General features: G+C 72.2%; 12 protein-coding genes and 1 pseudogene. 8 read left to right on the top strand and 5 right to left on the bottom strand.

Going from position 1 to position 12,663, the window contains the following annotated elements:
- Nucleotides 1-122 precede the first annotated feature (122 nt).
- The 6 genes and pseudogenes from J3P38_RS17790 to J3P38_RS12525 all read left to right on the top strand — a co-directional run.
- Nucleotides 123-608, top strand: a complete 486-nt coding sequence (locus tag J3P38_RS17790; RefSeq protein WP_307807894.1) for a regulatory protein RecX — start codon at nt 123-125, stop codon at nt 606-608.
- A gap of 627 nt (nt 609-1,235) precedes the next feature.
- On the top strand, nt 1,236-1,727 hold the full coding sequence (locus J3P38_RS12545; RefSeq protein ID WP_210441205.1) for a phosphoribosyltransferase: 492 nt from the start codon (nt 1,236-1,238) through the stop codon (nt 1,725-1,727).
- A gap of 49 nt (nt 1,728-1,776) precedes the next feature.
- Nucleotides 1,777-2,631, top strand: coding sequence for a polyphosphate kinase 2 family protein (locus J3P38_RS12540; RefSeq protein WP_210503872.1), 855 nt, complete (start codon nt 1,777-1,779; stop codon nt 2,629-2,631).
- A complete protein-coding gene (locus J3P38_RS12535; protein WP_210503871.1) occupies nt 2,628-3,416 on the top strand; it encodes a HipA family kinase in 789 nt (262 codons plus the stop codon). The genes J3P38_RS12540 and J3P38_RS12535 overlap by 4 nt, the downstream gene beginning before the upstream one ends.
- Complete coding sequence (locus J3P38_RS12530) at nt 3,413-3,799, top strand: DUF3037 domain-containing protein (protein ID WP_210503870.1); 387 nt, start codon at nt 3,413-3,415, stop codon at nt 3,797-3,799. Before J3P38_RS12535 ends, J3P38_RS12530 begins: the two co-directional genes overlap by 4 nt.
- Before the next feature lie 136 nt (nt 3,800-3,935).
- Nucleotides 3,936-4,526, top strand: a pseudogene (locus J3P38_RS12525) (DNA alkylation repair protein); the annotation flags it as partial.
- Nucleotides 4,527-4,580: 54 nt separating this feature from the next.
- Here the strand turns inward: J3P38_RS12525 and J3P38_RS12520 are convergent.
- From J3P38_RS12520 to J3P38_RS12505, 4 genes are all read right to left on the bottom strand, one after another.
- Complete coding sequence (locus J3P38_RS12520) at nt 4,581-5,324, bottom strand: sirohydrochlorin chelatase (RefSeq protein WP_210503869.1); 744 nt, start codon at nt 5,322-5,324, stop codon at nt 4,581-4,583.
- A gap of 97 nt (nt 5,325-5,421) precedes the next feature.
- Nucleotides 5,422-6,165 carry a phosphoadenylyl-sulfate reductase gene (locus tag J3P38_RS12515; RefSeq protein ID WP_210441193.1) on the bottom strand — a complete coding sequence of 248 codons (744 nt, stop codon included), beginning with the start codon at nt 6,163-6,165 and terminating at the stop codon, nt 5,422-5,424.
- A complete protein-coding gene (locus tag J3P38_RS12510; protein ID WP_210503868.1) occupies nt 6,162-6,317 on the bottom strand; it encodes an eL43 family ribosomal protein in 156 nt (51 codons plus the stop codon). The genes J3P38_RS12515 and J3P38_RS12510 overlap by 4 nt, the downstream gene beginning before the upstream one ends.
- 15 nt (nt 6,318-6,332) lie before the next feature.
- Nucleotides 6,333-8,051: a nitrite/sulfite reductase gene (locus J3P38_RS12505; RefSeq protein ID WP_210503867.1), complete on the bottom strand. Its 1,719-nt coding sequence runs from the start codon at nt 8,049-8,051 to the stop codon at nt 6,333-6,335.
- A 356-nt stretch (nt 8,052-8,407) separates the two neighbouring features.
- Between J3P38_RS12505 and J3P38_RS12500 the strand changes: the two genes are divergently transcribed.
- On the top strand, nt 8,408-9,844 hold the full coding sequence (locus tag J3P38_RS12500; RefSeq protein ID WP_210503866.1) for a glycine hydroxymethyltransferase: 1,437 nt from the start codon (nt 8,408-8,410) through the stop codon (nt 9,842-9,844).
- Between the two features lie 306 nt (nt 9,845-10,150).
- Here the strand turns inward: J3P38_RS12500 and glgA are convergent, their stop codons facing one another.
- Nucleotides 10,151-11,338 carry a glycogen synthase gene (gene glgA / locus J3P38_RS12495; protein WP_210503865.1) on the bottom strand — a complete coding sequence of 396 codons (1,188 nt, stop codon included), beginning with the start codon at nt 11,336-11,338 and terminating at the stop codon, nt 10,151-10,153.
- 71 nt (nt 11,339-11,409) lie between these two features.
- Here glgA and glgC point away from each other — a divergent pair, with 71 nt between their 5' ends.
- Complete coding sequence (gene glgC, locus J3P38_RS12490; RefSeq protein WP_210503864.1) at nt 11,410-12,663, top strand: glucose-1-phosphate adenylyltransferase; 1,254 nt, start codon at nt 11,410-11,412, stop codon at nt 12,661-12,663.

Raw genomic sequence — 12,663 nt, 5'->3', positions numbered from 1 at the left:
GCACCGAGGGCCGTGAAGGGCGTGGCGGTCGACGTCGCACCCGGACCTGGGAGGAGCGTGAGGCGGCCAGGACCGCCCGGGCGGAGGCGGCCGCCGCCGAGGTCGAAGCCGACCCCGAAGCCGTGGCACGCAGGATCCTGCTCGATGCGCTCACCGGGCAGGCGCGCTCGCGCAAGGAGCTCGCCGACAAGCTGGCCAGGAAGAACGTGCCCGACCGGCTGGCCAAGGACCTCCTCGACCGGTTCACCGAGGTCGGCCTGATCGACGACGCCGCGTTCGCCCGGCAGTGGGTGGAGAGCCGGCACCGCAGCCGAGGGCTTGCGCCCCGGGCGCTGGCCCAGGAGCTGCGTCGCAAGGGCGTCGACGACGACGCCACCTCGGCCGCACTCGAGCAGATCGGCGACGCCGACCAGCGCGCGGCCGCTCGGGCCCTGGTCGACAAGAAGCTCCGGTCGATGCGGGGGCTCGATCCCCAGGTCGCGACGCGACGCCTCGCCGGGCTGCTCGCCCGCAAGGGCTACCCCGCCGGGCTGGCGTACTCGGTCGTGCGCGAGGCGCTGCGCGACAGTGGCGACGAGGTCGACGACCTCGGCCCCCTGGACGACTGAGCGGCCTCCACCGCGCCGTGGCCCTCCTTTGGGTCATCTTCGGGCGGGCGCCCGGTGCGTCATACGAAGGCGGACCTATAGGTGCTGGTTCGTATGACGCTGGCGCCGGGTGGGTCGGGCGGCGCCCGGTGCGTCATACGAAGGCAGACGTATGGGTGCCGGTTCGTATGACGCTGGGGTTCGGCGCGCGTGGCGGGTCGGGCGCGGGGCGTGCGGCGCCCAGTGCGTCATACGAAGGCGGACCTATAGGTGCTGGTTCGTATGACGCTGGGGCCGGGCAGGTCGGGCGCGGGGCGGGCGGCGCCGCGTGCGTCATACGAAGGCGGAGCTATAGGTGCTGGTTCGTATGACGCTGTCCGGTACGTCATACGAAGGCAGACGTATGGGTGCCGGTTCGTATGACGCTGGGGCTGGCGCGCGTGGCGGGTCGGGCGCGGGTCGGGCGGCGCCGCGTGCGTCATACGAAGGCGGACCTATCGGTGCTCGTTCGTATGACGCTGGCCGGGCTGGGGCTGGGGCCGGGGCCGGGGACGGGACCGGGCCGGGGGCGGGGGCGGGCCCGCGACCCGACACCACCACGTGACGGTCGACATCGACGCGCCGCGCCACCAGTGGTGTGATGGTCCCGTGAGCGACGAGCGCGAGGTCCTGTCCTACGAGCTGTTCGGCACGGCAACCCGCGAGCTGGCGCAGCAGGTCGCGGACTCCGGCTACCGTCCCGACATCATCCTGGCGATCGCCCGCGGTGGACTGGCCCTGGGCATGGGCCTGGGCTACGCCCTGGCGGTCAAGAACATCTCCGTGGTCAACGTCGAGTTCTACACCGGCGTCGACGAGCGGCTGGACGTGCCGATCATGCTGCCGCCGACCCCGGCTGCGGTCGACCTGTCCGGGCTCAAGGTGCTGATCACCGACGACGTCGCGGACACCGGGCGGACCCTCGAGCTGGTGCACCAGTTCTGCGGCGGCCACGTCGCCGAGGCGCGCACGGTCGTGATCTACGAGAAGCCGCAGTCGGTCATCAAGCCGACCTACGCCTGGCGGCTGACCGAGCGCTGGATCGACTTCCCCTGGTCCGTGCTCCCGCCCGTCGTGGATCCCGAGGCGCTGGCGCACTGAGCGGACCGGCACCCGACGGCGCACCGAGCCGGTGGGCCATGATGACCCCATGACGACCTCCGCGATCGCCGACGCCCTGCGCCTGCCGGGCGGAACGGTCGACCTGACCGCCATCGACACCGACGCAGCGCCCGGCTTCGACGGGAAGAGGGCCGACGGCAAGGCCGCGCTCGCCGCCATGCAGCCCGAGCTGTCGGACCTCCAGGAACGCCTGTGGGCCGAGCGCACCGCCGGGTCGCAGCGTCGGGTCCTGCTCGTGCTCCAGGGCATGGATACCAGCGGCAAGGGCGGCGTGCTGCGGCACACCATCGGCCTGGTCGACCCGCAGGGCGTCCGGATCACGAGCTTCAAGGCGCCGACCGAGGAGGAGCGGGCCCACGACTTCCTCTGGCGGATCGAGAGGGGCCTGCCGGACGCCGGCTACGTCGGTGTCTTCGACCGCTCGCACTACGAGGACGTCCTCATCGCCCGCGTCCGCGGCTTCGCCGACCCCGGCGAGGTCGAGCGCCGCTACGGCGCGATCAACGACTTCGAGGCCCGCCTGGTCGACCAGGGGGTCTCGATCATCAAGTGCATGCTCCACATCAGCCCCGACGAGCAGAAGGAGCGGCTCGCCGAACGGTTGGCCAACCCCGAGAAGCACTGGAAGTACAACCCCGGAGACCTCGACGAGCGCGCGCGCTGGCCTGCCTACCGCGAGGCCTACGAGGTCGCGCTGCACCGCACCCACACCGACGCCGCCCCGTGGTACGTCGTGCCGTCGGACAAGAAGTGGTACCGCAACCTCGCGGTCGGTCAGCTCCTGCTCGACACGCTGCGCGGCCTAGACCTGCAGTGGCCCACGGCTGACTTCGACGTGGCGGCCGAGCAGCAGCGGCTCGCCGAGGAGGACTCGGTCCAGTGACCGTCGCCGGTCCTCCGGACCCACTCCCGACCGTCCACGTCACGAGGTACGTCACTCCGCTGCGCGAGGGCGGCAGCCTGCCGGGCGTCGTCGAGGGCGACGACCTGGGCACCTACGTCTGCAAGTTCCGCGGCGCCGGCCAGGGCGCGAAGGTGCTCGTCGCCGAGGTGGTGGCCAGCGGGCTCGCGACCCGCCTCGGCCTGCGCACCCCGCGCCTGGTGGTGCTCGACCTCGACCCCGAGCTCGCGCGCTACGAGGCCGACGAGGAGGTGCAGGACCTGCTCAACGCCAGCGTCGGACTCAACCTGGGGATCGACTTCCTGCCCGGCTCGTTCGGTGTCGACGGGCAGGTCAGCGCGGCCGACGACGAGGGCGCCACGGTGCTGTGGCTCGACGCCTTCACCGCCAACGTCGACCGCTCGTGGCGCAACCCCAACCTGCTGCTCTGGCACGGCGACCTCTGGGTCATCGACCACGGAGCCTCGCTCTACTTCCACCACGGCTGGCGCTCCGGCGTCACGGACCCCGCCCGGTTCGCCGCGCAGCCGTGGGACGCCGGCGGCCACGTCTTCGAGACCTGCGCGAGCCGCGCACGCGAGCTCGACGAGGAGATCTCGGCGCGCCTCGACCGCGACGTCTTCACCGAGGTCCTCGCGCAGGTGCCCGACGTCTGGCTGGAGCCGGTGCCGGGCGCGGAGACGCCGCAGGCGCTGCGGGCCGCCTACGTCGAGTTCCTCACCGCCCGGCTCGGCACCCGCCAGTGGCTCCCGGAGGTGGCGCGATGAGCGCGCCGCGGCTGGCCTACCAGTACGTCGTCCTCCGCTGCGTCCCGCGGCCGGACCGCGAGGAGTTCCTCAACGTCGGCGTGGTGCTGCACTGCCAGTCCGCGGACTTCCTCGACGCGTCGTGGAGCGTCGACGGCCACCGGCTTCGGGCACTCGACGCCGGCATCGACGTCGACCAGGTCTGCGACGCGCTCACGTTCGTCGACTGGGTGTGCCGGGGCGACGACCGCGGTGGGGAGGCGGCCCGACAGCCCCTGGGGCAGCGGTTCGGCTTCCTCAAGGCGCCGCGGAGCACGGTCCTGCAGCCGGGCCCCGTCCACGGCGGCGTCACCGGCGACCCGGCGCGGCAGCTCGAGCACCTGCGCGAGCGCCTCGTCGGATGAACGTCCGCTGAGCCGGGCGGAGCACGCTCGATGACGTACGTCCCCGCGGTCCGCGCGGCCCTGGCGCGGTCGGGCGACCCGGAGCGGGCCGCGCGGCAGCAGGCGTACATGAAGTCCGCGCTGCCCGTTCGTCGGCCTCGGCTCGCCCGCCCTCGAGGCGCTGCTGGGGCCGCTGCTCGTCGAGCACCGCTTCGTCGACCGGGCACAGTGGGAGGCCGCCGTCCTCGAGCTGTGGGAGGACGCCACCCATCGCGAGGAGTGGTACGCCGCGATCGCGCTGGTGCGTCACCGTGCCTACCGGCAGTGGCTGGACCCCGACGTGCTGCCGCTGCTCGAGCGGCTCGTCCGCTCCGGGGCGTGGTGGGACGTCGTCGACGAGATCGCGGTCCACCCCGTGGGGCGGGTGCTGCTCGACCACCGCGGGGAGGCGACGCGGGTCGTCGATGCGTGGTCGGTCGACCGCGACAGCCTGTGGGTCCGGCGTACGGCCGTGCTCGCGCAGCTGCGGCACGGCGAGCGGACCGACACGGCCCTGCTCGCGAGGGTGCTGGTCGCGAACCTCGACGACACGGCGTACGGCACGGACTTCTTCATCCGCAAGGCGCTCGGCTGGGCCCTGCGGCAGCACGCTCGCACCGACCCGGCGTGGGTCCGCACGTTCGTGCGCACCCACGCGGACCGCCTCAGCGGTCTCTCCCGCCGTGAGGCCCTCAAGCACCTCGACTGACGTACGAGGCGGAGCCGCCCGGGCGAGCACCCACCCCGGCGGACGCGGCTCGGCTCAGACGGGCACCAGCTCGACGGCGCCGACGGCGTAGCGGGCCAGGATCGCGCGGGCGACAGCCGGGTGGGCACCCAGCGGGTCGGAGACCGCGACGGCTCCGGCCTCGACAGCGAGCTCGGCGGCCCGGTCGGGGAGTCGTCCCGGGGCGAGGAAGAACGACGCCACGGCGATGTGGCGCTTGCCCTCGGCGCGGAACGCCCGGACCGCCTCGCCCGCGGCCGGCGGGGCCGCGGAGGCGAAGGCCGCGGTGACCGGCAACCGGTGACGAGCGCCCCAGGTGCGGGCGATGCGGGCGACGGCCTGGTTGGCGAGCGGGTCGGAGGAGCCGGCTGCAGCGAGCACGAGGGCGTCGAGCTCGCGCACGCGCGCCGCCCGGAGCGCGTCGCGCAGGCGGACGTCGAGCACCTCGAGGAACGCGGACTCCATGCCGAGGATCCGGCTCGCCTGGATGCGGACGCCCTCGTGGCGGGCCATGGCCGCGGCGATGGCCTCCGGGACGTCGACCTTGGCGTGGTAGGCCTCGGTGAGCAGGAGGGGCACGACGACGATCTCGTCGAAGCCGGCCTTCACGAGCCGGTCGACGACCGTGTCGAAGGTCGGCTTGGAGAGGTCGAGGAACGCCGTCTCGATGCGGAGGTCGGGGCGCATCGCCTTGACCTCGGCGACGAGCGCCTTGATCGTCGCGGCCGAACGCGGGTCCCGGCTTCCGTGGGCCAGGGCAACCAGAGCAGGAGCAGCCATCAGGGGTGCCTCCGATCGTGTGTGGTGCGGTGGTGCTGGGTGGGTGCGACGACGTTGTCGCTGGTCTGTCGTGCGATCTGCGGTGAGGTTCGGGGCGTCATGCGTGGATCCCGCACTCGGTCTTGCTCGTGCCGGCCCAGCGCCCGCTGCGCGGGTCGTCGCCCGGGGCCACCCGGCGGGTGCACGGCCAGCACCCGATGCTCGGGTAGCCGTCGTGGACGAGGGGGTTCACGAGGACGCCGTTCTCGGCGATGTACTGCTCGACCTGCTCGTCGCTCCATCGGGCCAGCGGCGAGACCTTGACCTTGCCCTTCCGGGCGTCCCAGCCGATGACCGGCGCGATGACCCGGTTGTGCGTCTCCGCCCGGCGCAGCCCGGTCGCCCAGGCGTCGTAGTCGGCCAGGGCGTCGTTGAGCGGCTTGACCTTGCGCAGGGCGCAGCACAGGTCGGGGTCGGTGCGGAACAGCTCCGCGCCGTGCTCGGCGTCCTGCTCCGCCACGCTCTGCGCAGGTCGCACCGTGCGTAGGTTGACCGGCAGCGTCGCCTCGACGGCGTCGCGGGTGCCGATGGTCTCGACGAAGTGGTAGCCGGTGTCGAGGAACACGACGTCGATGCCGGGCGCCACCGTCGAGGCCAGGTGCGCGAGGACCGCGTCGCCCATCGACGACGTCACCGCGAACCGGTCGCCGAACGTGGCCACGGCCCACTCGATGATCACCTCGGCCGGGGCGAGCTCGAGCTCGGCGCCGACGTGGGAGACCAGCTCGCGCAGCTCCTCCGGCGTACGTCCCTCGGTGTGCGTGCCCTTGAAGTCGCGGGCGGCGGCGGTGGACAGGCTCATGCCGCGCCTCCGCCCGGCCGGATCATGCCGGTCATCTGCACGGTGAACGCCCGCAGGCACGAGCGGCACTCCCACGCGCCTGTGCCCTCACGGGGGAACAGGTTCTCGTCCCCGCAGTAGGGGCAGTGGAAGGGCTGTGCTCTCTCAGACATGGGCGCGCTCGGACATCAGACGCCCACCGGCTGCGGCTCGCCGCGCAGCAGCACCTCGTCGGCCCGCGCCACCCAGGCGGCGAAGCGCTCGCCGTCGGTGCGGTCCTCGAGGTAGGCGGCCACCACGCGGGTGACGTAGTCGTCGAGGCCCGCGCTGGTCACCTTGTGGGCGCGCAGCTTGCGGCCCATCGCCGGGTTCAGGCCCAGGGACCCGCCGAGGTGGACCTGGAAGCCCTCGACCTGCCGGCCGTCGGCGTCCATGACGAGCTGGCCCTTGAGGCCGATGTCGGCGACCTGGGTGCGGGCGCAGGCGTTGGGGCAGCCGTTGACGTTGACCGTGATGTCGGTGTCGAGGTCGGGGAACCGCTTCTCCAGCTCCGTCACCAGGCGGCGCGCCCGCTCCTTGGTGTCGACGATGGCGAGCTTGCAGAACTCGATGCCGGTGCACGCCATGGTCGAGCGGCGCCAGTTGCTGGGGCGCGCCGTCAGCCCGATCGTCTCGAGGTCGTCGGCGAACGCCTCGGCGTCCTCCGCGGCGACGCCGATGACGACGAGCTTCTGGTACGCCGTCAGCCGGGCGCCGCGGGCGCCGTAGCGCTCGACGAGGTCACCGAGCGCGGACAGCGTGGTGCCGTCGATGCGACCCACGACGGGGGCGGCGCCGACGTAGAAGCGGCCGTCCTTCTGCTCGTGGATGCCGATGTGGTCACCGGGCACGACCGGCGACTCGGGGGAGGGGTTGTCGACGAGCGCGCGGTGGAGGTACTCGTTCTCGAGGACCTCGCGGAACTTCTCCTTGCCCCAGTCGGCGAGGAGGAACTTGAGGCGGGCCTTGGAGCGCAGCCGCCGGTAGCCGTAGTCGCGGAAGATGCCGGCCACGCCCTCCCAGGCGTCGGGCACCTCGTCGACCGGGATCCAGACGCCCAGCTTGTGCGCGAGCATCGGGTTGGTCGAGAGGCCGCCGCCGACCCAGAGGTCGAAGCCGGGGCCGTGCTCGGGGTGGACGGTGCCGACGAAGGCCACGTCGTTGACCTCGGGCGCGACGTCGTGGCTGGGGTGGCCGGTCAGCGCGGTCTTGAACTTGCGCGGCAGGTTGGAGTACTCGGGGTTGCCGAGGATGCGCCGCTTGATCTCGGCGAGCGCCTCGGAGCCGTCGATGATCTCGTCCTTGGCGATGCCGGCGACGGGAGAGCCGAGGAAGGGCCGCGGGCTGTCGCCGCACGCCTCCAGCGTGGTGAGGCCGACGGACTCCAGCCGCTCCCAGATCGCCGGGACGCTCTCGATCTCGATCCAGTGGTACTGGATGTTGTTGCGGTCGGTGATGTCCGCGGTGTTGCGGGCGTACGCGGTCGACAGCTCACCCAGGGCACGCAGGGCCGCGCCGTCCAGGATCGCGCCGTCGGTGCGCACGCGCATCATGAAGAACCGGTCGTCGAGCTCCTCCTCCTCGAGCTGCGCGGTCTTGCCGCCGTCGAAGCCGGGAGCCCGCTGCGTGTAGAGCCCCATCCAGCGGAAGCGGCCACGCAGGTCGGCCGGGTCGATCGAGTCGAAGCCGCGGCGCGAGTAGGTGTAGAGGATGCGGTCCCGGACGTTGAGCGGGTCGTCGTCCTTCTTGGACTGCTCGTTCTTGTTGAGCGGCTCGGTGTAGCCGAGCGCCCACTGACCCTCGGCGCGCTTCGGGCGCGGGATCTCGGTGTGCTGGGCGGCCTGGGGCTTGAACCGGAGGTCGGGCATGGTCAGGAGAGTCCTGTTCGCTGATGAAGTGCCGCGCGCGACGTTGAGCGCGGGAGGGACGTTCTGGGGGCGGCGTCAGCGATGCCAACAGGTCGCGCTGCCCACGCGCATGAGGTCGACGTGACGTCGGACCACGAGGTGCGCATGGGTGGAGGCGTTGACCATGTCAAGAAGTCTCAGGGCGTGGACACCGGTTCCACAAGCCGAAATCCCGCCATACGAGATGGCACGCCACATGCTGAGACGGCGGGTGGCGGTGTCGCGGTGCAGACGGCCGGAATGCGGTCCAGGTCACACTCCTCATGCCCGTGCCGGGGTGCTCCTCGTCCGCGCCGACGGCCTCTAGGCTGTCACCCATGACGGACTCCCTGATCAGCAGTGCGTACTCGCAGGCCCTCGAGGTCATCGCCTCGGTCGAGCCCCGCATCGCCGAGGCGACCCGGCAGGAGCTCGCCGACCAGCGCGCGTCGCTCAAGCTGATCGCCTCGGAGAACTACGCCTCGCCGGCGGTCCTGATGACGATGGGCACCTGGTTAAGCGACAAGTACGCCGAGGGCACCGTCGGTCACCGCTTCTACGCCGGCTGCCAGAACGTCGACACCGTCGAGTCGCTGGCGGCCGAGCACGCGCGCGAGCTGTTCGGAGCGCCGTACGCTTACGTGCAGCCGCACTCGGGCATCGACGCCAACCTCGTCGCCTTCTGGTCGATCCTGGCCAACCGGGTCGAGACGCCCTACCTGGAGAAGCTGCAGGCCAAGAACGTCAACGAGCTCACCGAGGCCGACTGGGAGACCCTGCGCCACGAGTTCGGCAACCAGCGGCTGCTCGGGATGTCGCTCGACGCCGGCGGGCACCTCACCCACGGCTTCCGTCCCAACATCAGCGGGAAGATGTTCCACCAGCAGCAGTACGGCACCGACCCGGAGACCGGCCTGCTCGACTACGACGCGGTGGCCGCCAAGGCGCGCGAGTTCAAGCCGCTCGTGCTGGTCGCCGGCTACTCCGCCTACCCCCGGCGGGTGAACTTCGCGAAGATGCGCGAGATCGCCGACGAGGTGGGCGCCGTGCTGATGGTCGACATGGCGCACTTCGCCGGCCTGGTGGCGGGCAAGGTCTTCACCGGCGACGAGGACCCGGTGCCCCACGCCCACATCACCACCACCACCACGCACAAGTCCCTCCGCGGTCCGCGCGGCGGCATGGTGCTGGCCCAGGAGGAGTTCGCCGCCGACGTCGACCGGGGCTGCCCCATGGTGCTCGGCGGCCCGCTGTCGCACGTGATGGCCGCCAAGGCCGTCGCCTTCGCGGAGGCGCGCACCACCGAGTTCCAGGACTACGCGCAGCGCATCGCCGACAACGCCCACTCGCTCGCGGAGGGCTTCCTGACCCGCGGCGCCACGCTGGTCACGGGCGGCACCGACAACCACATCGTGCTGCTCGACGTCTCCTCGTTCGGCCTCACCGGCCGCCAGGCGGAGTCGGCACTGCTCGAGGCCGGTGTTGTCACCAACCGCAACTCGGTCCCGGCCGACCCCAACGGCGCCTGGTACACCTCCGGCGTCCGCCTCGGCACCCCGGCCCTGACCACCCGCGGGTTCGGCCACGACGAGTTCGACACCGTCGCCGAGCTCATCGTCGACGTGCTCAGCAACACCGAGGCCGGCACCACCAAGGCCGGCGGCCCCAGCAAGGCGTCGTACGTCCTCGCCGACGGCGTCGCCGACCGCGTCGTCAAGCGGTCCGCGGAGCTGCTCGACAAGCACCCGCTCTACCCGGGCCTCGTCCTGGGCTGACCGCGGGGCCGGCGACACTCGTGCGGCGCGGGCGGCTCGGGCGGCGCCCGGTGCGTCATACGAAGGCGGACGTATAGGTGCTGGTTCGTATGACGCTGGGGCCGGGCGGCGCGGGCGGCGCCCGGTGCGTCATACGAAGGCGGACGTATAGGTGCTGGTTCGTATGACGCTGGGCTCGGGCCACGCGGGCGGCGCCCGGTGCGTCATACGAAGGCGGACGTATAGGTGCTGGTTCGTATGACGCTGGACCCGGGCCGCGCGAGAAAGCGGGCCGGCGCTCCGGCGCGGGCCCCGGCCCCGTCCGCCCTACGCCAGCGAGCGGTACAGGTCCAGGGTCCGCGCGGCGATCGAGCCCCAGCTGAAGGACTCCTCGGCCCGGCGGCGGCCCGCCGCGCCGAAGGCCCGCGCCCGGTCGGGGTCGCTGACGGCCTCGATCAGCGCGCCGGCGAGGTCGGCGACGTAGCGGTCGGGGTCGAGGGGGGTGCCGGTGCCGTCGGAGGCCTGCTCGATCGGGACCAGCCAGCCGGTCTCACCGTGGACGACGACCTCGGGGATGCCACCGGTCGCGGTGGCGACCACCGCGGTCTCGCAGGCCATCGCCTCGAGGTTCACGATGCCCAGCGGCTCGTAGATCGACGGGCAGGCGAAGACGGTCGCGCCGGTCAGCAGCGTCATCACGTCGGCCCGGGGAAGCATCTCGGGGATCCAGACGACGCCGGAACGCGTGGTGGCGAGGTCGTCGACGAGGCCGCGCACCTCGGCCTCGATCTCGGGGGTGTCGGGTGCGCCCGCGCACAGCACCAGCTGGACCTCCGGCGGCAGGGCGGCCGCGGCACGGAGGAAGAGCGGCAGCCCCTTCTGGCGGGTGATCCGGCCGACGAAGACCACGCTCGGCCGGTCGGGGTCCACGCCGAGCTCGCGCAGCCGGTCGGGGTCCTCCACCGGCGACCACTCCGCGGTGTCGATGCCGTTGTGCACGACGTGCACCCTCGCGGGGTCGACGGACGGATAGCTGCGCAGCACGTCGTCGCGCATCGCGGCGCTGACCGCGATGATCCCGGCGGCGCCCTCGTACGCCGTGCGCTCCGCCCAGCTCGACACCGCGTAGCCGCCGCCGAGCTGCTCGGCCTTCCACGGCCGCATCGGCTCCAGCGAGTGGGCGCTGACGACGTGCGGGACGCCGTGCATCAGCCCGGCGAGGTGGCCGGCCGTGTTGGCGTACCAGGTGTGCGAGTGCACCACGTCGGCGCCGGCGCAGTCGTCGACCATCGCCAGGTCCACGCCGAGCGTGCGGATGGCCGGGTTGGCCCCGGCCAGCGACTCCGGCTCGGCGTACGCCGTGGTGCCGGGCTCGGAGCGCGGGGCCCCGAAGCAGCGCACGCGGGCGTCCACGTCGCGCAGGACGCGCAGCGCGCGGACCAGCTCGGCCACGTGCACGCCGGCCCCGCCGTAGATCTCCGGGGGGTACTCCTTGCTGAGGACGTCGATGCGCATGACCCGAACCTAGTCCTCTCCCCACCTGATGGAAGGTCGACCGGGCCTCCGCGGACGGCTAGTTTCGTCGCATGGCAGTCACGCCGCGTCGCAAGAAGGTCCTCGCCGTCGTCCTGGCCGGCGGTGAGGGCAAGCGCCTGATGCCGCTCACCGCCGACCGCGCCAAGCCCGCCGTGCCCTTCGGGGGCATCTACCGGCTCATCGACTTCGCGCTGTCCAACGTCGTCAACTCCGGCTACCTCAAGGTCGTCGTGCTGACGCAGTACAAGTCGCACAGCCTGGACCGGCACGTCACCACGACGTGGCGGATGTCGAACCTGCTGGGCAACTACGTCACGCCCGTGCCGGCCCAGCAGCGCGTGGGCAAGCGGTGGTACCTCGGCAGCGCGGACGCGATCTACCAGTCCCTCAACCTGCTCACCGACGAGCAGCCGGACATCGTGGTGGTCGTCGGCGCCGACCACGTCTACCGGATGGACTTCGCCCAGATGGTCGCCGCCCACGTGGAGTCCGGCGCCGGGTGCACGGTGGCCGCGATCCGGCAACCGATCAGCCTCGCCGACCAGTTCGGCGTGATCGACGTCGACCCCGCGAGCCCGCGCCGGATCCGTGCCTTCCTCGAGAAGCCGACCGACCCGGTGGGCCTCCCGGACGCGCCGGAGGAGGTGCTGGCGAGCATGGGCAACTACGTCTTCGACGCCGACGCGCTCCGCGACGCCGTCACCCGCGACGCGGAGGCGGAGCAGTCCAAGCACGACATGGGCGGCGACATCGTGCCGTGGTTCGTGGACAAGGCCGAGTCGGCCGTCTACGACTACAAGGACAACGAGGTCCCGGGTGCCACCGACCGCGACCGGGGCTACTGGCGCGACGTCGGGACGATGCGGTCCTACTACGCCGCCCAGATGGACCTGGTCTCACCGCTGCCCGTGTTCAACCTCTACAACACCGCCTGGCCGATCTACACCAGCTACGGGCCGCACCCGCCGGCCAAGCTCGTGGAGGGCGCGAGCGGCGCCGGCGTCTCGACGTTCAACTCGATCCTGTCCCCGGGCGTCGTGGTCAGCGGCGGCGCGGTGAACCGCTCCGTGCTCTCGCCCGCGGTGTGGGTCAAGGACGGCGCCGAGGTGTCGGACTCGGTCCTCATGGACGGCGTCCACGTCGGCGAGGGGGCGATCGTCCGCAACGCCATCATCGACAAGGGCGTCAAGGTTCCGCCGGGCGCCCGCATCGGCGTGGACCAGGAGGCCGACCGCGCTCGCGGCTTCGTCGTCGACGAGGGGCTCACCGTGCTCGCCAAGCAGCAGGCCGTCCCGGAGGACTGA

The sequence above is a fragment of the Nocardioides xinjiangensis genome, from assembly GCF_017916455.1.
Lineage (GTDB): Bacteria > Actinomycetota > Actinomycetes > Propionibacteriales > Nocardioidaceae > Nocardioides > Nocardioides xinjiangensis.
Note: the sequence above shows the minus strand (reverse complement) of the source record. Positions and strands in the feature narration are given on the sequence as shown.